Annotated in this window: 21 protein-coding genes; 8 read left to right on the forward strand and 13 right to left on the reverse strand. The window is 56.2% G+C overall.

What is annotated here, in order from left to right; all coding sequences use genetic code 11:
- Positions 1 to 12 precede the first annotated feature (12 nt).
- Together proC and M2406_RS24190 are read right to left on the reverse strand one after the other, a co-directional pair.
- Positions 13 to 834 carry a pyrroline-5-carboxylate reductase gene (gene proC / locus M2406_RS24185; protein ID WP_115183836.1) on the reverse strand — a complete coding sequence of 274 codons (822 nt, stop codon included), beginning with the start codon at positions 832 to 834 and terminating at the stop codon, positions 13 to 15.
- A gap of 20 nt (positions 835 to 854) precedes the next feature.
- Positions 855 to 1,562 carry a YggS family pyridoxal phosphate-dependent enzyme gene (locus M2406_RS24190; RefSeq protein ID WP_012146732.1) on the reverse strand — a complete coding sequence of 236 codons (708 nt, stop codon included), beginning with the start codon at positions 1,560 to 1,562 and terminating at the stop codon, positions 855 to 857.
- 20 nt (positions 1,563 to 1,582) lie between these two features.
- On the opposite strand from M2406_RS24190, the gene M2406_RS24195 reads away from it, so the two are divergent.
- Complete coding sequence (locus tag M2406_RS24195; RefSeq protein WP_259191711.1) at positions 1,583 to 2,605, forward strand: type IV pilus twitching motility protein PilT; 1,023 nt, start codon at positions 1,583 to 1,585, stop codon at positions 2,603 to 2,605.
- Here the strand turns inward: M2406_RS24195 and ruvX are convergent.
- From ruvX to M2406_RS24225, 6 genes are all read right to left on the reverse strand, one after another.
- Complete coding sequence (gene ruvX / locus M2406_RS24200) at positions 2,602 to 3,024, reverse strand: Holliday junction resolvase RuvX (RefSeq protein WP_012146730.1); 423 nt, start codon at positions 3,022 to 3,024, stop codon at positions 2,602 to 2,604. The two genes, M2406_RS24195 and ruvX, sit on opposite strands and share 4 nt — an antisense overlap.
- Entirely contained in the window at positions 3,024 to 3,587 is a 564-nt protein-coding gene (locus M2406_RS24205) for a YqgE/AlgH family protein (protein ID WP_012146729.1), read from the reverse strand. The genes ruvX and M2406_RS24205 overlap by 1 nt, the downstream gene beginning before the upstream one ends.
- A gap of 132 nt (positions 3,588 to 3,719) precedes the next feature.
- Complete coding sequence (gene gshB, locus M2406_RS24210; protein ID WP_012146728.1) at positions 3,720 to 4,670, reverse strand: glutathione synthase; 951 nt, start codon at positions 4,668 to 4,670, stop codon at positions 3,720 to 3,722.
- Between the two features lie 10 nt (positions 4,671 to 4,680).
- Positions 4,681 to 5,412 (reverse strand): 16S rRNA (uracil(1498)-N(3))-methyltransferase, encoded by a 732-nt coding sequence (gene rsmE / locus M2406_RS24215; RefSeq protein WP_012146727.1) that lies wholly within the window; start codon positions 5,410 to 5,412, stop codon positions 4,681 to 4,683.
- A 187-nt stretch (positions 5,413 to 5,599) separates the two neighbouring features.
- Positions 5,600 to 6,295 (reverse strand): deoxyribonuclease I, encoded by a 696-nt coding sequence (gene endA, locus M2406_RS24220; protein ID WP_259191716.1) that lies wholly within the window; start codon positions 6,293 to 6,295, stop codon positions 5,600 to 5,602.
- Positions 6,296 to 6,396: 101 nt separating this feature from the next.
- Positions 6,397 to 6,909, reverse strand: a complete 513-nt coding sequence (locus M2406_RS24225) for a SprT family zinc-dependent metalloprotease (protein ID WP_012146725.1) — start codon at positions 6,907 to 6,909, stop codon at positions 6,397 to 6,399.
- A gap of 370 nt (positions 6,910 to 7,279) precedes the next feature.
- Here M2406_RS24225 and fumA point away from each other — a divergent pair, with 370 nt between their 5' ends.
- Together fumA and M2406_RS24235 are read left to right on the forward strand one after the other, a co-directional pair.
- Entirely contained in the window at positions 7,280 to 8,926 is a 1,647-nt protein-coding gene (gene fumA, locus M2406_RS24230) for a class I fumarate hydratase FumA (RefSeq protein ID WP_012146724.1), read from the forward strand.
- A gap of 169 nt (positions 8,927 to 9,095) precedes the next feature.
- Complete coding sequence (locus M2406_RS24235) at positions 9,096 to 9,962, forward strand: helix-turn-helix domain-containing protein (RefSeq protein ID WP_115183841.1); 867 nt, start codon at positions 9,096 to 9,098, stop codon at positions 9,960 to 9,962.
- Here the strand turns inward: M2406_RS24235 and M2406_RS24240 are convergent.
- Positions 9,886 to 10,938 (reverse strand): XdhC family protein, encoded by a 1,053-nt coding sequence (locus M2406_RS24240; protein WP_012146722.1) that lies wholly within the window; start codon positions 10,936 to 10,938, stop codon positions 9,886 to 9,888. The two genes, M2406_RS24235 and M2406_RS24240, sit on opposite strands and share 77 nt — an antisense overlap.
- 7 nt (positions 10,939 to 10,945) lie before the next feature.
- Positions 10,946 to 11,530: an NTP transferase domain-containing protein gene (locus M2406_RS24245; protein ID WP_112363508.1), complete on the reverse strand. Its 585-nt coding sequence runs from the start codon at positions 11,528 to 11,530 to the stop codon at positions 10,946 to 10,948.
- Positions 11,531 to 11,734: 204 nt separating this feature from the next.
- On the opposite strand from M2406_RS24245, the gene M2406_RS24250 reads away from it, so the two are divergent.
- The 3 genes from M2406_RS24250 to M2406_RS24260 are packed head-to-tail and all read left to right on the forward strand — an operon-like array spanning position 11,735 to position 16,307.
- The gene (locus M2406_RS24250) at positions 11,735 to 14,524 is read left to right on the forward strand and encodes a xanthine dehydrogenase family protein molybdopterin-binding subunit (RefSeq protein WP_012146720.1); all 2,790 of its coding nucleotides are present in this window, start codon (positions 11,735 to 11,737) and stop codon (positions 14,522 to 14,524) included.
- On the forward strand, positions 14,521 to 15,075 hold the full coding sequence (locus M2406_RS24255) for a (2Fe-2S)-binding protein (protein ID WP_259191723.1): 555 nt from the start codon (positions 14,521 to 14,523) through the stop codon (positions 15,073 to 15,075). Before M2406_RS24250 ends, M2406_RS24255 begins: the two co-directional genes overlap by 4 nt.
- On the forward strand, positions 15,072 to 16,307 hold the full coding sequence (locus tag M2406_RS24260; RefSeq protein WP_259191724.1) for a cytochrome c: 1,236 nt from the start codon (positions 15,072 to 15,074) through the stop codon (positions 16,305 to 16,307). The genes M2406_RS24255 and M2406_RS24260 overlap by 4 nt, the downstream gene beginning before the upstream one ends.
- 198 nt (positions 16,308 to 16,505) lie before the next feature.
- Here M2406_RS24260 and M2406_RS24265 read toward each other — a convergent pair whose 3' ends face one another.
- The 3 genes from M2406_RS24265 to M2406_RS24275 form a co-directional block, all read right to left on the reverse strand.
- A complete protein-coding gene (locus M2406_RS24265) occupies positions 16,506 to 17,456 on the reverse strand; it encodes a family 43 glycosylhydrolase (RefSeq protein ID WP_017893952.1) in 951 nt (316 codons plus the stop codon).
- Between the two features lie 10 nt (positions 17,457 to 17,466).
- Positions 17,467 to 18,867: a glycoside-pentoside-hexuronide (GPH):cation symporter gene (locus M2406_RS24270; RefSeq protein ID WP_259191726.1), complete on the reverse strand. Its 1,401-nt coding sequence runs from the start codon at positions 18,865 to 18,867 to the stop codon at positions 17,467 to 17,469.
- A 196-nt stretch (positions 18,868 to 19,063) separates the two neighbouring features.
- The gene (locus M2406_RS24275) at positions 19,064 to 20,446 is read right to left on the reverse strand and encodes an amino acid permease (protein WP_259191727.1); all 1,383 of its coding nucleotides are present in this window, start codon (positions 20,444 to 20,446) and stop codon (positions 19,064 to 19,066) included.
- 633 nt (positions 20,447 to 21,079) lie between these two features.
- Here M2406_RS24275 and pdhR point away from each other — a divergent pair.
- The gene (pdhR, locus tag M2406_RS24280; protein WP_012146714.1) at positions 21,080 to 21,844 is read left to right on the forward strand and encodes a pyruvate dehydrogenase complex transcriptional repressor PdhR; all 765 of its coding nucleotides are present in this window, start codon (positions 21,080 to 21,082) and stop codon (positions 21,842 to 21,844) included.
- 170 nt (positions 21,845 to 22,014) lie between these two features.
- The gene (gene aceE / locus M2406_RS24285; RefSeq protein WP_012146713.1) at positions 22,015 to 24,678 is read left to right on the forward strand and encodes a pyruvate dehydrogenase (acetyl-transferring), homodimeric type; all 2,664 of its coding nucleotides are present in this window, start codon (positions 22,015 to 22,017) and stop codon (positions 24,676 to 24,678) included.
- Positions 24,679 to 24,684: the final 6 nt, after the last annotated feature.

The following is a 24,684-nucleotide window of genomic DNA, read 5'->3' on the forward strand; positions in this document are numbered from 1 at the left end:
ACTCTCGATTATTTAAAATGATTTTTCCATTTCCTGCGCGCGGGATACTGCCGCCTGCATGGCTTTGGCCACGGTTGCCGGCAGCTGTTGCTCGTTGAAAACGCGCAGTGCTTCGGCGGTGGTGCCGCCTTTGGAGGTGACCTGCTCACGCAAGGTCGACAATGGCGTATCCGGGTTGGCTTCCACCAGCGCAGCCGCGCCGGAGGCCGCCTGCTGCACCAGATTACGGGCAGTCTGGCTGTCGAAGCCCATACGTTCGGCTTCCTGTTGCATGGCTTCCATAAACAGGAAGAAATAAGCCGGTGCGCTGCCTGCTGCGGCGATCACGCTATTAATGCCGTTTTCGTCTTCCACCCAACACACCTTGCCGACTGATGCCATCAAATCGCTGGTGTAGTCGCGGTCCTGTTGGCTGACCTGCTGCGGCGCATACAGGCCGCTCATGCCTTTGCCCACCAGCGATGGGGTATTGGGCATGATGCGCACGATGTTCAGCTTGTCACCCAGCAGTTGATAAAAACGGCTGACCTGGATACCGGCGGCGATCGACAGAACCAGCTTGGCGCTGAAATCGACGCCTTCGCGCAACGGCTGGCAGACGTCGGCCATCATTTGCGGTTTGACTGCCAGCACCACCACATCGGCGGCTTGTGTGCAGGCCAGATTGTCGCTGCTGCTGACGATGCCGTAGTCCGCCGCCAGCGCATCACGGTTTTTGGCCGAAGGTGCGCAGACGCTAATGGATTTGGCCGGATAACCGCCCGCCACCAGGCCGGCGATGATAGCGCGCGCCATGTTGCCGGCGCCAATAAAGGTGATCTTGCGATGCTGCATTAGAATCCCTCGTCAGTATATTAGGCCTGTGAATAATCACGGGCGCCAAAAATGGCGGTGCCAATACGCACCATGGTGCTGCCTGCGGCAATTGCCGCCGTCATGTCATCGGTCATGCCCATCGACAGGGTGTCTACCTGCGGATATTGCTGCTGCAGGGCCAGAAAGGCGTCGCGCATTTGGCCGAATACCGCCAACTGGCTCTGATAATCCTCCTGCGGGGCTGGAATAGCCATCAGCCCGCGCAGTCTGAGGTTAGGCAGGGCGGCAACCGCCTCCGCCAGCGCCGGCAATTCAGCCAGTACAATGCCAGACTTACTCTGCTCATCGCTGATATTTATTTGGATCAGAACGTTAAGCGGCGGCATGTCCGCCGGGCGCTGCTCATTCAGGCGCGAGGCGATACGCAGCCGATCGACGGTGTGACACCAGGCGAAGTTCTCTGCCACCAGTCGGCTCTTGTTGGATTGCAACGGGCCGATAAAGTGCCAATCCAGCGTTGCGCCTTCCGGCTGCGCGGCGAAATGCTGAACCTTATCCACCCCTTCCTGAACATAGTTCTCGCCGAAGGCGCGCTGGCCTGCCGCGATGGCTTCTGCGATCGCCGCCACAGGTTTGGTTTTGCTTACTGCAAGCAGCGTAACTTCTTCTGGAGCGCGTGCGCAGCCTTGAGCGGCCGCGGCAATGCGGTTTCTGACATCCTGCAGATTCTGTTGGATAGTGCTCATTGTTGACCCAGGAGATTGATATGGATATCGATGAATTCGTGGCCCTTAGTGTAAAGCATAATGCTTCCGATCTGCACCTTTGTACCGGTCATCGGCCGATGTTGCGCATTGATGGTGAACTTCAGCCGCTGGAAGGGGCGGAAATACTGAGCGAAGCCAGAATGCAACTGCTGTGCAACGGCGTGCTGCAGCCGTTACAACGACAGCAGTTACAACAACAAGGGCAGTTGGATCTGGCACTTGCGCTGCCGGGTGATATCCGGTTGCGCGCCAATTTTTTTCTGCAAAACCTGGGCGTCTCCGTTGCATTGCGGCTGATAGCGGGCCAATGTCCGACTCTGGCAGCATTGGCGGCGCCAGATATTATCCCTGCGTTGGTGCGACGTGAAGACGGCCTGATCCTGGTGAGCGGCGCGACCGGTAGCGGTAAATCCACCACCTTGGCGGCGATGATTGACGACATCAATCAGCACCAGCGGCGGCATATCCTCACGTTGGAAGATCCGATTGAGTTTATCCACCGCAGCAGGCAGTGTTTGATTCAGCAGCGGGAGTTGGGGCGCGACAGCCACAGTTTTGACGACGCATTGCGTGCCGCACTGCGTGAGGATCCGGATGTGATCCTGTTGGGTGAGTTGCGCGATACCGCCACCATCCGCCTTGCTCTGACCGCTGCAGAAACCGGCCACCTGGTACTGGCCACGCTGCATACCCGCAGTGCGCCGCAGGCGGTGGATCGGCTGGTGGATGTTTTTCCGGCGGAAGAAAAGCCCTATGTACGCGCCCAACTGGCCGGGAGCCTGCAGGCGGTGATTGCACAAAAGCTGTTAAGCCGGCCCGGAGGCGGCAGGGTGGCGATTTTTGAGGTGCTGACGGCAACGGCGGCGGTCAGCAGCATGATCCGTGAAGGCAAAACCCATCAGTTGGCCAACGTGCTGCAAACAGGCGGGCAGTCCGGCATGCAGACCTTTGAACAGGGCCTGCAGCAGAGGATCAGCGCCGGCTTACTTGGTGGAGGGCAAGACACTCAGAATAGGGATTAACCCAGCTGCCGCTCAAACCAGCTTTCCAGAATAACCACCGCCGAGGCGGAGTCCACGCTGCCCTTGTCCAACGCGCGGAAGCCGCCACGGTCGAACAGGTTGGCGCGGGCTTCGACGGTACTCAGGCGCTCATCATGCAGCGCTATCTGTACGCCAAAACGGCCGTGCAGGCGGTTGGCGAACTTGCGTGCTTGTTCGGTCACCAATTGTTCTGTGCCGTCCATGTTCAGCGGCAGGCCGACCACCACCAGATCCGGCTGCCACTCTTTGAGCAGTTTTTCGATCTTTTGCCAGTCCGGGGAACCGTCTTGTGCTTTGAAGGCGGCCAGCGCTCGGGCGCTGCCAGTCAGTTCCTGCCCAATGGCGGCGCCAATGCTCTTGGTGCCGAAGTCGAAGGCGATAATGGTGCGGTTGGTCATCAGGCGTGTCCTGCGTGGTTGGCAATGCTGCAGATGTCGATGCCCAGGCGGTTGGCGGCTTCACGCCAGCGGCTGGCGATTGGCGTATGGAACAGAATGTCGGTGTCGGCTTCAATGGTCAGCCAGGCGTTTTCCAGCACTTCCTGTTCTAACTGGCCCTTTTCCCAACCGGCATAACCGAGCGCGACCAGCACGTCATCCGGCTGCTCCGGGGTGCCCAGCGTTTCCAGCACGTCTTTCGAGGTGGTTATCATGGTATCCGGCGAGATCTGAATGCTGGAGCCGAAACCCTTGCGCGGCGTATGCAGGATAAAACCGCGATCGTCTGCTAACGGGCCACCGGCAAACACCGGTTTATCGAGGCTGATCGCCGGATCACGTGCCTGTGGCATGATCTTCAGTTTGCTCAGCACCGTTTCCACCGTGAACTGCTCCACCGGTTTATTGATCACCAGGCCCATGGCACCGTCTTCATTGTGCTCGCAGACGTAAATCACCGAGCGTTTGAAGCGAGGATCCTGAAGTGATGGCATAGCGATAAGAAAATGGTGCTGTAAATTCATGGTGTTATTTAAAATAATCAAGTGGTGGTAAGTTGAACAGCCGCCAGTATGCGGCCATCCCCGTCGCCTTTCAAGCCGATAGCGCCAGTTCGGGGGCAGGGTGGCGGGCGACAAAGCCGCCCGCACTGCGGATTACTTCGCCGCCAGACGCTTTTCGATCGCGTCCATCAGCATACCGGTGACAGACACCGGGAAGGCCGCTTCGATTTCGCGTGCACAGGTTGGGCTGGTGACGTTGATTTCGGTCAGTCGATCGCCAATCACGTCCAGGCCAACGAAAATCAGCCCTTTTTCTTTCAGCGTTGGCGCTACCGCGCGCGCAATTTTCCAGTCGCTTTCGCTGAGCGGACGCGCTTCGCCCCGGCCACCGGCCGCCAGGTTACCACGGGTTTCACCCTGGGCCGGAATACGCGCCAGGCAGTAAGGCACCGGCTCACCGTCCACCACCAGAATGCGCTTATCGCCTTCCTTGATCGCCGGAATGAAGTTCTGCGCCATGCAGAAACGACTGCCGTGTTCGGTCAGGGTTTCGATAATCACCGACAGGTTAGGGTCATCCTGCTTCACGCGGAATATTGACGCGCCGCCCATGCCGTCCAGCGGCTTGAGGATGATGTCGCCATGCTGCTGGTGGAATTTACGGATGTGCGCCGCACTGCGGCTGACCAAAGTGTCCGGCGTCAGTTCCGGGAACCAGGCGGTGAACAGCTTTTCGTTGCAGTCACGCAGGCTCTGCGGCTTGTTGACCACCAGCGTGCCCTTGACCTCTGCGCGCTCGAGAATATAGGTCGCGTAGATGTATTCGGTATCGAACGGCGGATCTTTACGCATCAGGATCACGTCCAGATCCTGCAGCGCCAGATCCTGCTCGCTGCCAAAGCTGAACCAGCTCTCTTTATCTTCTTTCACGCTCAGCAGGCGGGTGCGGGCGCGGCCGTCACCGGCGTGCAGATAGAGATCGTCCATCTCCATGTAGTGCAGTTCCCAGCCACGGCGCTGCGCTTCAAGCAGCATGGCGAAGCTGGTGTCTTTCTTGATATTGATGGAGGCGATAGGGTCCATCACGATGCCGAGCTTAATCATCTTTTCTCCTTTAACCCAGATCGCCGAAACGTACCTGCAAAGCGGTAATTGCGGTGAGCGCTGTGGTTTCTGTACGCAGAACGCGTGGCCCCAGCAGGATATCAGTAAATCCGTGGCCTGTGGTCATCGCAATTTCGCCTGTAGATAAACCGCCTTCCGGCCCAATCAGCAACCGGACATTTTCCACCGGTAGCGGCAGGGTGTTGATGCTATGGCTGGCGCGCGGGTGCAGGTTAAGCTTGAGGCTGCCATCCTGCTCGGCACACCAGGCTTCCAGCTGCATGGCCTCGCGGATTTCCGGGATGCGGTTGCGGCCGCACTGCTCGCAGGCGGCGATGGCAATCTTCTGCCACTGCTGAATTTTTTTCGCCAGGCGTTCGCCGGAAAGCGCAACGCCGCAGCGCTCGGAAAACAGCGGGGTAATGACGTTAACCCCCAGCTCGATGGATTTCTGAATGGTGAACTCCATTTTCTCACCGCGAGAAATTACCTGACCCAGATGCAGATTGAGCGGTGATTCACGGTCTTCCAGCTGGCCGGCGCTGAGCTGCACCTGCACGCTTTTCTTGTCGACCTGGGCGATCACGGCGTCAAACACCTGATTGCTGCCGTCGAATAACTGCAGCGCCTGGCCGGCGTTCATGCGCAGTACACGCCCGATATGGTTAGCGGCGTCTTCGCTTAAGAAGATTTCCGCATGGTCGATTAACGGCTGCGGGTGATAAATGCGAGGTATGCGCATATGAATATTCGATCCTGACTCATGTGCAGTCATCAGTGCTGCAGCTTGAAAAAAAAGAGTATATACCCAAAGTAATTGAAGCTGCAGCAAGGCGGCAAGTGAGTGCATCCCGATGAGCTTACTTAGGTAAGTGATTCGGGTGCGCTTACGCAGTCAACACCGCTGCAGTTTTAAGTACGCAGGGGATTTAGCCTTTTCGTTGCTGGCACGCCTGCTGAACATAAGGATTATGGTTACCCTGTACCTTAGCGATGCGTGCTTCGCGCAGGCATTCCCATTGGTTGACCGGGTATTGGCGATCCCATACTTCAAAAAGCTGGGTCTGCTGGCGTGAAAGCCGCAGTTGATAACGGTCGCGCATATAGAAGTAGGTGCGGGCGATCGTACCGCGGGCGCGGGCAGGCGGTTCGGCCTGCTTATTTTTGAAGTCCACTTTCATCGGGCACTGGCCGTACTGGCCCTCGCCGCCTTTCCATTGGCTGTACATAAAGTTATTACGATCGCCGTTCACTTCACCTATCGCCGGCTGCAGATTGTGCAAATCGGTTTCGATTTGGCGGTAACCGGCGTCTTTATTGCAGTTTTTGCGCCCGCCCTGTTGCCAGCACTGTAATTGGTGACCGAATTGCCAGGCCGGTACCACGTGTTCCCATTCGATACGTTGCGCACGTTGGGCGTTTTTACGCGCCTGGTAGCCACAACTGTTTAGATCGGGGATGCCTTTTTTACCCTGCCAGTCTATCCGGCAGCCGCAGTAGAAGGAGCCGGGGGCGTCCTGATTGATTTTGGCGGCAGCCGCCTTGGCCTGAGAAAAGTTGTTGATGCCGTGCGCCTGTGCGGCACCGGCAGTGAGAACCACCATAAATAAAATTTTGCGAAGCATATTCCAAAACAGCTCAAAATTGGAAAAGCAGGCAGGGTAGCGGAAGTTTGAAGCCGTAGCAAATGGCGATATTTACTTGTTTTAACGTATAAATCGTTACGCTAAACAGGCTCGCCGGCGAAAAATTTCAGTTTGTCGCCACACTGACGGCAGCGATATTCACTTTCTCCACGCATCACCCGATTGTGGCGGCGCACGGTAAGCTGGTGCAGTTGGCAACCGCAGCGGTAGGGATAGGTTTTGCTCTGCACCGAGGCAATCTCAAACTGATGGGTACGGCTGGCCGATACCTGTAATACGCTTTCCATCATCCAGCGCCATTCGTTGCCGTGTGGCGGCACGCGGCCAAACTGGCGAAATACCAGCAGGTGCGCCAGTTCATGCGGTACCACTTCATCGATAAACGGCTGCTGATTTTCCATCAGCAACACCGGATTCAGCCGGATTTCCCAGGCTTGCAGCCAGGCGGTGCCCGCGCTGGTTCCGCGTTGCTGGTAAAGGATTTTTGGCTCAGGGAACTCGACGGAAAAATGCTGACGGGCCAGCTGCAGTTTTTCTCGCAGACAGCGCATCACCGCCTGTTGCAGCGCAATGGGGATTCTTGCTTTGTTCATTGCGGCTAGCTTAAGCAAAGGCGCGCCGGCTGGCAATAAGAGGCAAAGCTAATTTGTCAGGGGTTTACCAGGCAGGTTTTTCACCGCATTGATAACCCGATCGACGCTGATGGATTGTAATCATTGTGTTAACTGCGGGATAATGAACCGTACATGCTGAGTCCCTGCCTGTAGGGGACGAATATATTCGTCCCGATTAACACGGGCGCAGTATACAGCGCCCCTACAAATCAGAGGGAGTTATGCGATTTAGCGCAATAACCGACTGATTAAAAATACGTAAGGTGTGGGGAGTTTTTTGACGCGGCCTGCCCCGAGCTGGCTGAGTAAGTGTGAATTTAACGCAGCTGATGTTGCAAGTGAGAGATTAATGTCGAATAAACCGTTCCATTATCAAGATCCGTTCCCACTGAAGAAAGACGATACTGAATACTATCTGTTGAGCCGTGACCACGTTTCCGTGAGTGAGTTTGAAGGCCAGGAAGTGCTGAAAGTAGCCCCCGAAGCGTTAACCCTCCTTGCTCAACATGCATTCCATGACGCCTCATTCATGCTGCGCCCGGCGCATCAGCAGCAGGTGGCCGATATCCTTAAGGATCCGGACGCCAGCGAAAACGACAAGTACGTTGCGCTGCAATTTTTACGTAACTCAGAAATCGCCGCCAAGGGTATTTTACCGACCTGTCAGGATACCGGTACCGCCATCATCGTCGGCAAAAAAGGCCAGCGCGTCTGGACCGGCGGCGGTGACGAAGCGGCATTGTCGCGTGGGGTGTACAACACCTTTATCGAAGACAACCTGCGCTACTCGCAAAACGCCGCGCTGGATATGTACAACGAGGTCAACACCGGCAGCAACCTGCCGGCGCAGATCGATCTCTACAGCGTTGACGGTGAAGAATACAAGTTCCTGTGCATCGCCAAGGGCGGTGGTTCAGCCAATAAGACCTATCTTTATCAGGAAACCAAGGCGCTGCTGTCCCCGGGCAAGCTGAAGGATTATCTGGTCGAGAAAATGCGCACGCTGGGTACCGCAGCCTGCCCGCCTTACCACGTGGCGTTCGTTATCGGTGGTACCTCGGCCGAAGCGACGTTGAAAACCGTCAAGCTGGCCTCGACCAAGTACTATGACGGCCTGCCGACCGAAGGCAATGAGCACGGTCAGGCATTCCGCGACGTAGCGCTGGAAGAAGAGTTACTCAAAGAAGCGCAGAATTTGGGGTTGGGCGCGCAGTTTGGCGGCAAATACTTTGCGCACGACATTCGCGTGGTGCGTCTGCCGCGCCATGGTGCTTCCTGTCCGGTAGGCATGGGCGTTTCCTGCTCCGCTGACCGTAACATCAAGGGCAAGATTAACCGTGACGGCATCTGGCTGGAGAAGCTGGAGCACAATCCGGGCAAGTTTATTCCGCAAGAACTGCGTCAGGCGGGGGAAGGCGAAGCCGTCAAGATTGACCTCAACCGCCCAATGGCCGATATCCTCAAGCAGCTGTCGCAATTCCCGGTGTCTACCCGTTTGTCGCTGAGTGGCACCATCATCGTGGGGCGTGACATCGCACACGCCAAGCTGAAAGAGCGGCTGGACAACGGTGAAGGTCTGCCGCAGTACGTTAAGGATCATCCAATTTACTACGCCGGCCCGGCCAAAACGCCAGACGGTTACGCTTCAGGTTCTCTGGGGCCAACCACCGCCGGGCGTATGGACTCTTACGTTGACCTGCTGCAGTCCCACGGCGGCAGTATGATCATGCTGGCGAAAGGCAACCGCAGCCAGCAAGTGACCGACGCCTGCCACAAACACGGCGGTTTTTACCTCGGCAGTATTGGTGGCCCGGCGGCGGTGCTGGCGCAACAAAGCATCAAAAGCCTGACCTGCGTCGAATACCCTGAACTGGGGATGGAAGCCATCTGGAAAATCGAAGTGGAAGATTTCCCGGCGTTTATTCTGGTGGATGATAAAGGCAATGACTTCTTCCAGAAGATCCAGGCCGGTCAGTGTTCACGCTGTGTGAAATAACTTTCGTCAATACTTGCCGTCCGCTTTCGGGCGGCAAGTTTCAGACTTGCTCAGGCCCTGTGTAAAGTCCTGTAGCCCGCTGGACGCCGCGTTTTAACCTGTATACCCTACGTGCGCAGCAGTAATACACGAATAAAGGCATATTTGGCACAGAAGGCTCGGCAACTACATGGAAACGCAAGAAAATCATATCAGGGAACTACTGGTCTGGATTGAAGACAACCTGACCAACCCGCTATCATTGGATATCGTTTCTGCCAAATCAGGCTACTCGAAATGGTATCTGCAGCGAATGTTCAAGACGCAGACCGGTCTGTCGCTGGCCTCCTATATTCGCGCCCGCCGTTTGTATCTCGCCGCTTTCGCCTTGCGCTTTACGCAAAAAACCATTCTTGATATTTCCATTGAATATCAATTTGATAACCAACAAACCTTTTCCCGCTGCTTCAAAAAGCACTTTGCCGAATCTCCCAGCGTCTATCGTCATGCCCGCAAGCAGGACTTCAGTCATCTGGTTCGTTCGCTGTCAGCCAACCATCCTGGTGATATTCAGGTTGACCGCATCAAGGTGGCCAAAGGGCAGTATGCGATCAAGGGGAAAAGTTACGCTTACCACCTCGATATTGCCGATTTGGATAAGTCGCATTTGCACATCCGCAGCAAAATCAGAGAGCAGTTCTATCACTCGGTGGCCAGCCGGCCGGCGTTGACCTATGCATTGACCCAGTTTATTCCTGATGGAGAGCAGGTCAGAGTGGAATATGCGCTTGGCGTTGCCGAGGACTGCCCGACCAGTGATGCCGCCGGGCTTGAGCCATGGCCGGAAATTCACGGCGATTATTGCCGCTTTTGTTACTCCGGCAAGCCGGTGGCCTTGCACGACCATGTGGTGCAGATTTACACCCAGGCACTACCGGAATTGGGCCTGGCCCGCAGAGTAGGGCCAGACCTGACGATGTTCAACTATTCGCTGAACGAGCGGGAGGAGTTGCAGCTTGAGCTCCAGCATCTGGTGCCAGTGACTCCAATTGGTTGACCGATCGGACCGCGGTAGTGCGGTTTTTCTGCTGCACGATATCCGCCATTACCGCCAGCGCGATTTCCGCCGGGGTTTTACTGCCGAGTGGCAACCCGATCGGGGCATGAATACGTTCCAGTTCCTGTGGGCTGAATTCGGCAATTTGCTGCAGACGCTGGCGGCGGCGCGCGCTGTTGCGCAATGACCCCATGGCACCGATGTAAAATGCCGGGGTGTGGATCGCTTCCATCAGCGTCAAATCGTCCATGCGCGGATCGTGGGTCAGCGCCACAATCGCCGTATTGGCGTGGCAGCCGCCGTCTTCAATAAACTTGGCCGGGAACTGGCGCAACAATGTGACGTTGCCTCTGAGCTGAGGGGCGAAATTATCCAGCGCCTCCGGCCGATTCTCACAAACCAACACTTCAAAGCCCAGTGAGCTGGCGAAGTCGGCGCAGTACAGCGCTACGCTGGACAGCCCGGCGATCAACAAACGCGGTGCCGCGGCGATATGCAAAGTGACCTGCGGACCACGACGTTCCACCTGGGTGGCGCTGGCGAAATCGGTCAATGTCAGGCTGGTACAGGCATCGGGCAAGGTCAGGCGTTTGACCAGCGCGTGGTGTCCGTTCAGTGCACCGGCAATTTTTGTCAGATAGGCAATACTGTCGTCACCGGCTGGCAGGGATTCGATCAGCACTTCCAATACGCCGCCGCACGGCAGTGCTACATTCGGCTCCAGACCCCCTTCACCATAACGGATCACCTGGCTGGCCGCCTGATATTCCCCGGCCGCTACGCGCCGCAGAAAATCCTCTTCCACGCAGCCACCCGACAGCGAACCACAGTAATGCCCATCCTGGGTGGCCACCAGCAGCGCTCCTGGCGATCGCGGTGAGGAGCCGTAGGTGTTCAGTACGGTGCACAGCCACACCGGCTGTTGCTTCAGCCAGCTTATCGCCTGGTTGACCACGGTGATATCGAGATGTTGCATAGATGATTTACTCGCTGGCCGGTAGCTGTGACGGAAGATCAATATCCTGCACCACTTCGGACGTTTCAAGAGAAAGCAGGAACACTGGCTGCCCTTTAAGCAGCTCACGTGCGCCATTATCACCGCGCAATTGGCCCAGTTGTTTGCGCAAAATGGCGGAAAACCCGACCGGGTGGCCCGGCTGCTGCTGGAAAGCGGGGCGGACGATGGCGTGTTGCCGTAGGGCGGCCGCCACCTGCCGGAAAACCGTCGGCGTAACGAAGGGCATATCCGCTAAATGGATCAGCCAGCCTTGCCAGTGCGGGGTGGCGTTAACGCCGGCGGCGATGGATTCTCCGAGGCCAGAGCTTGCCAGTAGCGTGACCGGAACCTGATAGGCCGCGCAGACCTGCTGTACCAGAAGATTGTCCGGGCGGGTGACCACCCATACCGGCAGATCAGAGGCCAGCGCCTGACGCAGCGTTTGTTCAAATATCGAGCGTTGCTGACCAGAATTATCCGCAAACTCGGCATTCAATTTATTGCCTTCGCCCCCGGCCAGAGAGAAACGCTCTCCACGTCCGGCAGCGGCGATCACTATGCCCGTTGTCATCTTACCCGCCCGAATTTGCGCAACTTATTATTACCTTACTAAAAATATGTGTTCTTGAGATGTGTTTTTCTTGAAAACAGCATGTTAATCATCACATAATTTTAGTTATAAGCATATGCTTATGACGTCTACGGCAAGGTCGTCAGCGTTTGCGCAACACCACCGCTGAATACAAAAATACAATAAAGAAGCAAAGGACTTTTTATGAGCAATTTTAGCCCGTCGCGGCGCCGCTTTATCAAAAGCGCCGTGATTGCGGGGGTATCCGTGTACCTCGCGCCACTGTACAGCCGTGCTTATGCCGCGCTGTTTGAGCAAAAAATCCTTCAGTCCCCGAACTGGGATGCCCATGAAAAGCGTATTCGCTTTCGCATCGATGGTCGTGCCAAGGTGATGGGGCAAAAGGTGTTCGCCCGCGACATTCGCGCGGTCGATATGCCGCACTGGCCGCAACAACAGGCGCACGCCTTTATTTTACGCGTCACCAAGGCCGACCGGCTGTTCGAGGGCATCGATCTCTCGTTGCTGGGAGACGACCTGCAGCCCGACCGGCTGGTCACGGCAGAGGATCTGGCACGTGACGGCCTGGCCTTCCCGGCGTTCTACGGCGACGACATGCTGCTGCCGATCGGCAAAACTCCGGCCTATCTTGGCCAGGCGGTGGCAATTCTGATTTATCACGATTTCGCCCGTTTCCGCTTTGCCAAAGACAAGCTGAAATTCCGTGAGGAAACTCTCAGGTACGGGGCGGAAACCGGCCCGCTGGAGCGGGATCCCTGGGGCACTTTCCGCTATGTGCGCGTGGGGGGCGATAAGCCGTTCGACGACGATCGCTTCTCCAGCCTGAAAGACACGCCGATTTTCCCGGTATCGATGAAGAAACACCTGCCGGTCTGGCCGGAAGGTCGCGAGGGCGGCAAGCTGGATCAGGAAGGGATGTATTACGCCGGCATGATAGCCAATGAGCTGCAAACGCCGCCGGAAGACTGGCTGGTGATGTCGCGTCGCTATACTACGCAATCCGTCGATACTTCGGCGCTGGAGCCGGATAACGCCAACGGATGGTACGATGCCACGACGCAGACCCTGCATCTGGTGGTGCCTACCCAGTCACCGCAGGAAGTGGCCGACGAAATGCCACGCATGTTGGCCAAACACAACCCGCCGGTGAAACAGCTGATTTTGCACCCGTGCTACACCGTGGGTTACGGTTCGAAAGATCACTTTAACTTCCCGTACTACGGTGCGGTGGCGGCGATGTACGGCGACGGGCACCCGGTACGCCTGGCCAATGACCGTTTCGAACAGTTCCAGACGGCGCTGAAGCGCCATGCCTTCGATATGAATTACCGTATTGCGGTCAACCGTCAAACCGGCGTACTGCAATCATTCCACGGCGAGATGACGGCAGACGGCGGTGGTCGCAGCAACTTTACGCCGTCGGTGGTGATGGTAGCGGCGACGGCGGCACAGTCGATTTACTACTTCCCGAAAAGCGATTTGTCGGCGGTGGGGCTGGCTTCGCGCGCCATTGATGCCGGATCTGCTCGTGGCTACGGCACGCTGCAAAGCATGGCCGCTACCGAGATGATGGTGGATGAACTGGCTGCCGAGCTGAAGATCGACCCGATCGAGTTCCGTTTGCGCAACGTACTCAAATCCGGCATGAAAAATACCCAGGGCGCTATCCCGGCCGGGGCCATTCGTGCCGATGAAGTGCTGGAAAAGGCAGCGAAGCATGAGATGTGGTTGCAACGTGCCCAGCGGAAGGCGGAGTTTGAGAGCCGGCACCCGGGCAAGCGTTATGGCGTTGGCTTTGGCTGCGTGCAAAAAGACTTCGGCACCGGGGCCGAGACCTCGTTCGCTCGCGTCGAGCTGGGGGAAGATGGGCGCATCATGCTGCATCACAGCGGTGCCGAAATGGGAACCGGCATGTCGACCTCACAATCGGTGCTGTGCGCACAGTGGCTGGGCAAACCGGCGGATGAGGCGCACTTCTCGGTGACCGACTGGTCGGTACTGCCGATGGTCACCAGCGGCGATCCTTACATTATGTCGCAGGCCGAACAGGACAAGTTGCAAGCCAATCCGGCCTGGACGCCAAGCTATTGCTCACCGTCCAGCGCCAGCAACTCGGCGTATTATTTCTCCCACAGCACGCGCGAAGCGGCGCGTCTGATATTCGATCACGGCCTGTGGCCGGCGGCGATGGCCATTTGGCAATCCGGCCCCGGTGGCGGCCAGGCAGCACCATTAGTGGTGCGCAGAGAAGACGCACGTTGGGTGGAAGGCGGACTGACCGCGGCCGGCATGGAAGTGCTGAGCCTGGAGCGGCTGGCGAAACAAGCCTACCAGATGGGCGGTATCACCGGTGCGGCGGTACACGTATTTAACCGCTGGCAGTGGGCCGAGGCGGACTTCACCCTGAGCGGTAAAAGCGAGCGTCTGCCGATTGACGGGCTGGCGGTGCGCAATGCCAATGGCGAGTTTAAAACCTTGTCGCGCAGCCAGGCCTACTATCCACCGACCCAACGCAATAACGCGGCGGTCACCTATTACAGCGCCGTCGGTACCCTGGCGGAAGTGGCGGTGGATATCGCTACCGGTCAGGTGGAGCTGCTGAACCACCATTCAATCATGGAGTGCGGCAATCTGATTGTGCCAGAGCTGGTTTCCGGCCAATTGCAGGGCGGCCTGGCAATGGGGATTGGCCATGCACTGCACGAATATTTACCGCTGTACGAAGACGGGCCTGGTAACGGTACCTGGAACTTTAACCGTTACCATCTGCCGCGCGCCAGCGATGTGGCGGTCTGGAAACAGACCGATGACATCCTGCCCGCGCTGTCGGAAACCGATCCACCCAAAGGCATGGCCGAAGTGGTGATGATCCCGGTAGTTGCGGCACTGGTTAACGCTATAGCCGACGCTACCGGCCACCGTTTCCGTGATTTGCCCGTTCGTGCAGAAAATATTCGTGAGGTATTACAATGAGCATTAAAACCCAGCCGATTTCCCTGACCATCAATGAAAAGCAGTACGGCCCGATCGAAGTACCGGAAGGGCTGATGATGATCGACTTCCTGCACGAATATCTCGACCTGACCGGTTCGCGTCTTGGCTGCGGGCAGGGGATCTGCCACGCCTGCGTGGCGATTGTCGATCATCCGAGTGGCACCAGTGAGGAAGTGCGTACCTGTATCACCGGCGCGCATTTCTTCAGCGGCAAGAAAGTGCGTACCGTCGAAGGCCACGCCAAGGTGGATGATCAGGGAGAAGTGGTCGAGCTTTCGCCGATCCAGCAGGCTTTCCTGGAGCATTACAGTTTCCAGTGCGGTTACTGCACGCCGGGCTTTGTTAACGCCGCCACTATTTTTGTCGAGAAGCTCAAGCGCGAGCCGATTGCCCGCGATCAACTGGAAAACGCGATTGAACAGGCGCTGGACAGCCATATCTGCCGCTGTACCGGCTATGTGCGTTACTACGAAGCGGTACGCGACGTAGTGCTGAAAACCCCTGGCCTGGTGAAGGAGACGGCGCAATGAAAAAACGTCTCGCACTGCTGATCCTGCTGGTGGTGATTATCGTCATCGCCGTGCTGTGGTGGCGTGAAAATCGCCATTACGACGGCCCGGTACAGCAGGTAACCGCCAGTACCGAACAGGTTGCCCGTGGCCGCTATCTGGCTCAGGCCGCCGACTGCGCTGCCTGTCATACCGCCAGCGGTGGCGCGCCAATGGCAGGGGGGTATCCGCTGGATACGCCGTTCGGCACTATCTATGGCAGTAACCTGACTCCTTCGGTCGATCAGGGGATCGGCCGCTGGACCAAGGACGACTTCTTCCTGGCGGTGACCCAGGGCGTGGCACCGGGCGGTCGTCATCTGTATCCGGCCATGCCTTATACCTCGTATAAAGGGATGTCGCGTCAGGATGCCGATGATATCTATGCCTATCTGATGACCCGTCCGGCGGTGGATGTTGCCATTCCGGAAAACGCCATGCCGTTCCCGTTTAACCAGCGCATGGCGCTGATTGGCTGGAATCTGTTGTTCCGTAGTCAGGATCCGCTGCCGGTCAGTTCGCAGGGTGATTCGGCGCAGTGGCAACGCGGCCGTTATCTGGCGGATACGCTGGGCCACTGTGGGGAATGCCACACGCCGCGCGGTATGCTGGGTCAAATGAATCTGGCCAAACCTATGCAGGGCGGTGATCTTGGACGCTTTATGGCACCGGACATCACCCCGCACGGGTTGGCGCAGCGCGGCTGGACGCCGGACGATCTGAACCGCTTCCTCTCGACCGGCCTGGCACCGCAGGGTTCCGCCTTTAGTGAGATGCATATGGTGGTGAGTCTCAGCACCCGTCATTTGACGCCGGAAGATGGTCAGGCGCTGGCGACCTATCTGATGGGTGAACAGCCGCCGGCGGCTGTGCCGGTTAAAATCGGTCAGGGCAGCGATGCCGGGCGCATCAGCTATCAGGATCAGTGCTCCGGTTGCCATGCGCGTGAAGGCCAGGGTAAGCCTCATGTGGCGGTCGCGATGCGTGATAACGCTACGCTGCGCCAACCGGACGCTAAAAACCTGATTGTCTCGATACTGGACGGTTTACCGGCCCAGCAATTCCCTAACGGCGAAAGCATGCTGAGCATGCCGGCCTTTGGCGAACGTCTCGATGATGCACAGGTGGCGGAACTGGTGAACTACCTGCGTGTGACCTGGGGCGGGTTGCCGGCGGATGTGACGGCCGAGCAGGTGAAAGCGCTACGTAAGTAAGGTTCAATGGAAAAATGGCTCGGCATATCGAGCCATTTGAGTTTGATGACAAAGTTGTCTTTGAATCCGAGATAGCCGGGCCTAGCGCACCGAGGGGCGCTCCGGCGGGCAAGCCGCTACGACCCCTTCGGCACGTTCTCCCTAATAACGGGCTTTGTCAGTAGTCTGAAATGGCTCGGCATATCGAGCCATTTTTTATTAACGATTATCTGCCGGGGGTTCACCCAATACCGGCATTCCTTCCTCATCCCATTCCAGCGGTTTAATCCGTGTATGACGATTTGGGTCATAGAGCGGATCCCCTTCGATTTCCGTGTAATTACGCGCATGGTAAACCAAGATATCTCGCCCCTGTTCATCCAGGGTAAAGCTGTTGTGCCCGGGGCCGAACTGGCGGTTTTTTACGCTGGTGCGAAACACGGGCTGTTCGAGCTTATGCCATTGGGCGGCATCGGTGATGTCGCTGTCGATATCGGCCCATAACAGACCGAGGCAATAATTCTCGTCGGTCGCGCTGGCGGAGTAGCTGATAAATATTCTTTGGCCATGGGCGATCACCGCCGGTCCTTCATTGACCGAGAACCCGACGGTTTCCCAAGGGAGTTCAGGTTGGCTGAGCATCACCGGCCGGCCCTTCAGCGTCCAGGGATCTTCCATTTCGGCCAGATACAGGTTGGAGTTGCCGTGGATCGCCGGATCCTTCTGCGCCCAGAGATAATAGTGTTTGCCACGATGTTCGAAGTGGGTGGCGTCGAGGGAGAAACTGTCGATATGGGTATAAATTCGGCCTTTTTCCTCCCACTCTCCGGTCAGCGGGTTGGCAGCGCTGCATTCCAGAGCAAACATTCGGTGCTGGAACAGGCCATTGGCAATCTCCGGGCTATGGGCTGCGGCGAAGTATAAATACCATTTGCCGTTAATAAAGTGCAGTTCCGGCGCCCAGATTAAATGGCTCATCGGTCCCTGCTGTGGTTTTCGCCATACCACCGTCGGGCTGGCTTGCGCCAGTTCGCTGAGGCTACGCGCGCGCCGAAGTTCTAACCGGTCATATTCCGGTACCGAGGCGGTGAAGTAGTAATAGCCATCGCTGTGGCGCAAAACAAAGGGATCGGCCCGCTGTTCAATCAAGGGATTAGGGTAGTCGCGCATCGCAGGCTCCTTACGGGGTTCGGGTTTTTAGTTGCTGCTCAGAGTAGTCGGTTAGCTCGCGGTAATTAATGCGTCGCTTTTCCAGGTCGATCTGAATCTGACGCATCAGTTGGCGATCAACCTTCAGCAGGCGTACCACGCCGGCAGTGATCAGATATCCGATACCGGGGATCACGGTGAACAACAGCACGATGCTGTTAAGTGCGCCAGCGCTTTGGCTGACCGTATCGGCCTGATAGCCGGACAGCGACATCAGGAAGCCCACCATGGCGCCGGCCACCGCCAGCCCGACTTTAAGGAAGAACAGATTGCCGGAAAAACTGATGCCGGTGATGCGCTTGCCGGTTTTCCATTCGCCGTAATCGTCCACGTCGGCCATTAACGACCAGTGCAGCGGCGAAGGGATCTGATGCAGGATATTCAGCAGGAAATAGGCGGCGACGATCAGCGAAGTGAACTGAGGGTTGAGGAAATAGAAGCCGCACGAAAACGCCGCCAGCAAAATATTGGTCCAGAAGAACACTTTCAGTTTGCAGAAGCGATCGGTCAGGGGCTTGGCCAATGCGCTGCCAACCATCATGCCAACTACGCCCAGCGCGATAAACAGACTGGCAAAGGAGGTTGATTGTTGCATGACGTAGGTGACGTAATACATGGTGGCGGCCATGCGGATAAAACCGGGGCAGACGTTGCAAAACGTCAGCAGCAGAATGCGCACCCACTGATCGTTTTTCCACACGTCTCTCAGATCGGATTTAAGGGCGTCATGGGTTGGCACTGCCGGACGTATACGTTCTTTGACCGTGGCAAAGCAGAACAGAAACATGAACAGGGCAATCAGTGCCAGTACACCCATTGCCATCTGATAGCCACGCGCCTTGTTTGCGCCGCCAAACCATTCAGCCATTGGCAGCAGCGTCAGGGACAGGATCAGGGTAGCGATACCAACCAGGATAAAACGGTAGGACTGACAGGAGACCCGTTCGTGCGGATCGGCGGTGATCACGCCGCCCAGCGAACAGTAGGGGATATTGATCGCCGTGTAGGTCAGCGACATCAAGAAGTAAGTGGCGAAGGCATAGACCACTTTGCTGTTGTAGCTCCATTCCGGCGTCGTAAACATCAACACGCTGAATAATACATATGGCAGGGAGATCCACAGCAACCAGGGGCGAAAGCGACCCCAACGGCTTTGGGTGCGATCGGCTATTGCGCCCATGATCGGATCGGTGATGGCATCCAGCACGCGGACTGACAGCAGCAGCACGCCGACCAGTGCGGGAGTCAGACCGTAGATATCGGTATAGAAATAGTTGAGAAACAGCATAATCGCTCCGCCGATCATGTTGCAGCCGGCATCTCCCATGCCGTAGCCAATCTTTTCTTTTATTGATAGGGCGTTGCTCTTCATGGACATTTTCTCCGCGCCGGCAAAGTCTAACTGAGTGGCAACGATTATTGTCCCGGTTGGCGGCGAGTTATCAGAAGTGAATGGTTGTAGAGATGGACAAATCCACCGTGGCGGGGAAACTGTGAGCCAGCTTGCAAAATAGAGCGGCAATAAAAAGGCCCACAGTTTGCACTGCGGGCCTTGTTTTTTGGCTTGGTTACCCGCGGCCTGTAGCGCTCACGGCACGCTGGCTACGCTGTTTAATGGCATAGCCGATGCCTAAAATGGCGACCCAAACCGGGATCAGCAACACCGAGATTTGGATCCCCGGCGTCAGGTACATGATCACCAGGATAGCGGCCATAAACACCAGGCACAGATAGTTGCTGAACGGGTACCAGAAGGCTTTGAACTTCGGTTCAACACCTTCGCGGTTCTTGGCTGAGCGGAACTTCAGATGTGCCAGGCTGATCATCGCCCAGTTGATCACCAGTGCCGACACCACCAACGCCATCAGCAGTTCGAAGGCACGGCCGGGGATCAGGTAGTTAATCAGTACGCAGAACGCCGTGGCGGTGGCGGAAACGGCAATCGCAATGACAGGGACGCCGCGACCGTCGACTTTCAGCAGGCTTTTCGGCCCGTTGCCCTGTTTTGCCAGGCCGTACAGCATGCGGCTGTTGCAGTAGACGCAGCTGTTGTATACCGACAGCGCGGCGGTCAACACCACCACGTTCAGCACCGTTGCTACCAGGTTGCTGTTCAGCGCGTGGAAGATCAGTACGAACGGGCTACCGCCTTCAACCACTTTACCCCACGGGTACAGCGACAACAGAATGGTCAGTGAACCGATATAGAACAGCAGGATGCGGTAGATAACCTGGTTGGTCGCTTTGGGAATGCTTTTCTGCGGGTTGTCGGCTTCTGCCGCGGTGATGCCCACCAACTCCAGCCCACCGAACGAGAACATGATCACCGCCATCGCCATCACCAGCCCCATGACGCCGTTCGGGAAGAACCCGCCCTGCGCCCACAGATTGGTCACTGTGGCTTCCGGCCCGCCCATGCCGCTGAACAGCAGGTAGGCACCGAACACGATCATGCCGATAATCGCCACGACCTTGATGATGGCGAACCAGAATTCCATCTCGCCATACACCTTCACGTTTGCCAGGTTGATGGCATTAATCGCCAGGAAGAATACGGCTGCCGACACCCAGGTCGGGATCTCCGGCCACCAGTACTGCACATAGATCCCCACCGCGGTCAGTTCCGCCATGGCAACCAGGACGTACAGCACCCAGTAGTTCCAGCCGGAAGCGAAGCCGGCGAAGTTACCCCAGTATTTATAGGCGAAGTGGCTAAAGGAACCGGCCACCGGCTCTTCGACCACCATTTCACCCAGTTGGCGCATGATCAGAAATGCGATAAAGCCGCCAATGGCATAACCGAGAATGACCGAAGGGCCGGCCATCTTTATTGTTTGCGCGATCCCGAGAAATAGCCCGGTACCAATAGCGCCCCCTAGTGCAATAAGCTGAATATGGCGGTTTTTAAGCCCGCGTTTCAGCTGGTCGCCATCATGCTGTTGACCATCCATCAATCAAACCCTCTGTCGTTGCAGAATTACTCACATGCTGTAAAGCAGTGGTTACGATGTGTGTTTTGTTTTATTTACGGCGTTATATCTATTAATTCCACGGAGCCGCTACCGTTTGGCAAAGAATAATGTTATGCGCGCCAGTTTGCACCTGCTTTATGTAGTGAGTGATTAAGATTTCAGCAGTTTAGGAAACAAAATGCGGGTTGTGTGACGACAGGGGGGATTCAATGCATGAAATAAGCATTAACTCACATAATGCGCAAAAATAATTTAGCTCTGGCGGCTGGTTGGTGGCGAAATATTAACCGGCCGAACGCACCTTTTGCGATGTAAATAGGTATTCGTCAAAGTTTAATAAACATGCAATAGAATTCTACTTTAGAGACTTCAGTCTGCCTGACGGCAGGTTTCGCAAAAGTTAAATCAAAAACCTACCTCGTAAATGGTATTACCAAGCGCGCGTTAGCGGTTTGCAGCAGGTCTGGTATTGAGGTGTTAAAATGTGCGGGTAACCTGATTTCGATCAAGGCCCATATGGACAGGAGGTGAATACTTTGTTACTTTACCGTCACGTTTTTGAAATTGGTATTACCAATTGACTCCGCGCCATTCGCAGAGAAGAAATCACCCATGGCCTACAGCAAAATCCGCCAACCCAAGTTGTCAGACGTCATCGAGCAGCAGCTCGAACACCTGATCCTCGAGGGAACACTGCGTCCAGGCGAAAAACTGCCACCGGAGCGTGAACTGGCGAAACAATTTGATGTTTCCCGTCCTTCTCTGAGAGAGGCTATCCAGCGCCTGGAAGCCAAAGGGTTGCTCCTGCGCCGTCAGGGCGGTGGCACCTTTGTACAAACTAATCTGTGGCAGAGCTTTAGCGATCCGCTGGCTGAACTGCTGGCCGACCATCCTGAATCACAATTCGATCTGTTGGAAACCCGTCATGCCCTCGAAGGCATTGCTGCCTATTACGCAGCGTTGCGCGGTACCGACGAAGATCTGGCACGCATCCGCGATTGCCATATGCTGATTCAGCAGGCCCAGGACAGCGGCGATCTCGACGCCGAAGCCGACGCGGTCATGCAATACCAAATCGCCGTGACCGAAGCTGCCCACAACGTTGTGTTACTGCACCTGCTGCGCTGTATGGGGCCGATGCTGGAACAGAACGTGCGTCAGAACTTTGAATTGCTCTACTCGCGCCGTGAGATGTTGGCAAAAGTGAGCAGCCACCGCGCCGGAATTTTTGAGGCGATTGTGGCACGCGAGCCAGAAAAAGCTCGTGAAGCCTCGCACCGCCATTTGGCGTTTATCGAGGAAATCTTGCTGGATCTCAGTCGGGAGCATACCCGACGCGAGAGATCGCTGCGGCGTCTCCAGCAACGCAAGGATTAAGAGCGGTTCTCTTCAGGGCACACCAGCCTGCGGGGTTTACGTTCGAAGTGCTTAATTAAGCATTTAAGTAAGCGGCAACTAAACTGATGGGCCTGTCTTCGTGTGTTTTGCCTCAGAACACAGGAAGACAGGCTCCAAAACAAACCATTAGACAGATAAGGAATACCACCATGTCAGAACGTTTAAACAATGACGTGGATCCGATCGAAACCCGCGACTGGCTGCAGGCGATCGAATCGGTCATCCGTGAAGAGGGTGTTGAGCGAGCTCAGTTTCTGATTGATCAGGTTCTGGGTGAAGCCCGTAAAGGCGGTGTTAGCGTTGCAGCCGGTGCTGCGGCTCACAACTACGTCAACACCATCGCGGTGGAAGACGAACCTGCTTACCCTGGTAACCTGGATCTTGAGCGTCGTATCCGCAGCGCTATTCGCTGGAATGCGGTAATGACCGTTCTTCGTGCTTCCAAAAAAGATCTGGATCTGGGCGGCCACATGGCTTCCTTCCAATCTTCTGCGACCTTCTATGAAGTCTGCTTCAACCACTTCTTCCGTGCACGCACCGAACAAGATGGCGGCGATCTGGTTTACTTCCAGGGCCACATCTCTCCGGGCGTTTACGCACGTGCCTTCCTTGAAGGCCGCTTGACCGAAGACCAAATGAATAACTTCCGTCAGGAAGTTCACGGTAAAGGCCTGTCGTCTTACCCGCATCCTAAATTGATGCCGGAATTCTGGCAGTTCCCGACCGTTTCCATGGGCCTGGGCCCAATCAGCGCCATCTATCAAGCGAAGTTCCTGAAATATCTGGAACACCGTGGCCTGAAGAACACCTCTGCTCAAACCGTTTACGCCTTCCTGGGCGACGGCGAGATGGATGAGCCGGAATCCAAGGGCGCGATCACCATCGCTACCCGTGAGAAGCTGGACAACCTGGTATTCGTCATCAACTGCAACCTGCAGCGTCTGGACGGCCCGGTCACCGGTAACGGCAAGATCATCAATGAGCTGGAAGGCATCTTCGCTGGCGCAGGCTGGCAGGTACTGAAAGTGATCTGGGGTGGTCGTTGGGATGAACTGCTGCGTAAAGATACCAGCGGCAAGCTGATCCAACTGATGAACGAAACCCTGGACGGCGACTACCAGACCTTCAAATCCAAAGACGGCGCTTACGTACGTGAGCACTTCTTCGGTCGCTTCCCGGAAACTGCTGCGCTGGTCAAAGATATGACCGACGAAGAGATCTGGGCGCTGAACCGTGGCGGTCACGATCCGAAGAAAGTCTTTGCTGCACTGAAAAAAGCGCAGGACACCCAAGGCAAACCAACCGTTATCCTGGCCCATACCATCAAAGGTTACGGCATGGGTGAAACCGCGGAAGGTAAAAACATTGCTCACCAGGTGAAGAAAATGAACATGGAAGGGGTTCACCACTTCCGCGATCGTTTCAACGTACCGGTTGCCGATGCTGACATCGAAAAACTGCCGTACGTCACCTTCGAGAAAGATTCCGAAGAGTACAAATATCTGCACGAACGTCGTCAGGCGCTGGCAGGCTATGTGCCTACCCGTATGCCGAAGTTCACCGAGAAGCTGGAAATGCCGGCTCTGGCAGACTTCAGCTCCTTGCTGGAAGAGCAGAACAAAGAAATTTCTACCACCATCGCCTTCGTGCGTGCCCTGAACGTGATGCTGAAGAACAAGTCGATCAAAGATCGCCTGGTTCCAATCATTGCCGACGAAGCTCGTACCTTCGGCATGGAAGGTCTGTTCCGTCAGATCGGTATCTACAGCCCGAACGGCCAGCAGTACACTCCGCAGGACCGTGAGCAGGTTGCTTACTACAAAGAAGACGAGAAAGGCCAGATCCTGCAGGAAGGCATCAACGAACTGGGCGCAGCCTCTTCATGGTTGGCCGCAGCGACTTCCTACAGCACCAACGATCTGCCAATGATCCCGTTCTACATCTACTATTCGATGTTCGGTTTCCAGCGTATCGGTGACCTGTGCTGGGCAGCAGGCGACCAACAGGCGCGCGGCTTCCTGGTAGGCGGTACTTCAGGCCGTACCACCCTGAACGGTGAAGGTCTGCAGCACGAAGACGGCCACAGCCACATCCAGTCCCTGACTATTCCTAACTGTATCTCTTACGATCCAGCTTACGCGTACGAAGTGGCAGTGATCATGCACGACGGTCTGGTTCGCATGTACGGTGACGCGCAAGAAAACGTCTACTACTACATCACCACACTGAACGAAAACTACCACATGCCGGCTATGCCGCAGGGTGCAGAAGAAGGTATCCGTAAAGGTATCTACAAGCTGGACACTCTGGCAGGCAGCAAAGGCAAGGTTCAGTTGCTGGGTTCAGGTTCTATCCTGCGTCACGTTCGTGAAGCGGCGAAGATCCTGGCTGACGATTACGGCGTGGGTTCTGACATCTACAGCGTGACTTCCTTCACTGAACTGGCGCGTGATGGCCAGGATTGTGAGCGTTGGAACATGCTGCACCCAACCGAAACTCCGCGCGTACCTTACATCGCTCAGGTGATGAACGAAGCGCCGGCGGTTGCGTCTACCGACTACATGAAGCTGTTCGCAGAACAGGTTCGTACTTACGTTCCAGCCAGCGACTATCGCGTTCTGGGTACTGACGGCTTCGGTCGTTCAGACAGCCGCGAAAACCTGCGCCACCACTTTGAAGTTGATGCTTCTTACGTTGTGGTTGCTGCACTGGGTGAACTGGCTAAACGCGGTGAAATTGAAGCTTCTGTGGTAGCTGATGCGATTAAGAAATTCGACATCAACCCAGAAAAAGTTAACCCGCGTCTGGCATAAGAGGTA

It is taken from the genome of Serratia sp. BIGb0163, from assembly GCF_024809935.1.
Taxonomy (GTDB): domain Bacteria; phylum Pseudomonadota; class Gammaproteobacteria; order Enterobacterales; family Enterobacteriaceae; genus Serratia; species Serratia quinivorans.

Excerpts from the sequence above, each read along its gene's own strand:
- proC (WP_115183836.1), bottom strand. The coding sequence starts at position 834 with ATGCAGCATCGCAAGATCACCTTTATTGGCGCCGGCAACATGGCGCGC.
- M2406_RS24190 (WP_012146732.1), bottom strand. The coding sequence starts at position 1,562 with ATGAGCACTATCCAACAGAATCTGCAGGATGTCAGAAACCGCATTGCC.
- M2406_RS24195 (WP_259191711.1), top strand. The coding sequence starts at position 1,583 with ATGGATATCGATGAATTCGTGGCCCTTAGTGTAAAGCATAATGCTTCC.
- ruvX (WP_012146730.1), bottom strand. The coding sequence starts at position 3,024 with ATGACCAACCGCACCATTATCGCCTTCGACTTCGGCACCAAGAGCATT.
- M2406_RS24205 (WP_012146729.1), bottom strand. The coding sequence starts at position 3,587 with ATGAATTTACAGCACCATTTTCTTATCGCTATGCCATCACTTCAGGAT.
- gshB (WP_012146728.1), bottom strand. The coding sequence starts at position 4,670 with ATGATTAAGCTCGGCATCGTGATGGACCCTATCGCCTCCATCAATATC.
- rsmE (WP_012146727.1), bottom strand. The coding sequence starts at position 5,412 with ATGCGCATACCTCGCATTTATCACCCGCAGCCGTTAATCGACCATGCG.
- endA (WP_259191716.1), bottom strand. The coding sequence starts at position 6,295 with ATGCTTCGCAAAATTTTATTTATGGTGGTTCTCACTGCCGGTGCCGCA.
- M2406_RS24225 (WP_012146725.1), bottom strand. The coding sequence starts at position 6,909 with ATGAACAAAGCAAGAATCCCCATTGCGCTGCAACAGGCGGTGATGCGC.
- fumA (WP_012146724.1), top strand. The coding sequence starts at position 7,280 with ATGTCGAATAAACCGTTCCATTATCAAGATCCGTTCCCACTGAAGAAA.
- M2406_RS24235 (WP_115183841.1), top strand. The coding sequence starts at position 9,096 with ATGGAAACGCAAGAAAATCATATCAGGGAACTACTGGTCTGGATTGAA.
- M2406_RS24240 (WP_012146722.1), bottom strand. The coding sequence starts at position 10,938 with ATGCAACATCTCGATATCACCGTGGTCAACCAGGCGATAAGCTGGCTG.
- M2406_RS24245 (WP_112363508.1), bottom strand. The coding sequence starts at position 11,530 with ATGACAACGGGCATAGTGATCGCCGCTGCCGGACGTGGAGAGCGTTTC.
- M2406_RS24250 (WP_012146720.1), top strand. The coding sequence starts at position 11,735 with ATGAGCAATTTTAGCCCGTCGCGGCGCCGCTTTATCAAAAGCGCCGTG.
- M2406_RS24255 (WP_259191723.1), top strand. The coding sequence starts at position 14,521 with ATGAGCATTAAAACCCAGCCGATTTCCCTGACCATCAATGAAAAGCAG.
- M2406_RS24260 (WP_259191724.1), top strand. The coding sequence starts at position 15,072 with ATGAAAAAACGTCTCGCACTGCTGATCCTGCTGGTGGTGATTATCGTC.
- M2406_RS24265 (WP_017893952.1), bottom strand. The coding sequence starts at position 17,456 with ATGCGCGACTACCCTAATCCCTTGATTGAACAGCGGGCCGATCCCTTT.
- M2406_RS24270 (WP_259191726.1), bottom strand. The coding sequence starts at position 18,867 with ATGAAGAGCAACGCCCTATCAATAAAAGAAAAGATTGGCTACGGCATG.
- M2406_RS24275 (WP_259191727.1), bottom strand. The coding sequence starts at position 20,446 with ATGGATGGTCAACAGCATGATGGCGACCAGCTGAAACGCGGGCTTAAA.
- pdhR (WP_012146714.1), top strand. The coding sequence starts at position 21,080 with ATGGCCTACAGCAAAATCCGCCAACCCAAGTTGTCAGACGTCATCGAG.
- aceE (WP_012146713.1), top strand. The coding sequence starts at position 22,015 with ATGTCAGAACGTTTAAACAATGACGTGGATCCGATCGAAACCCGCGAC.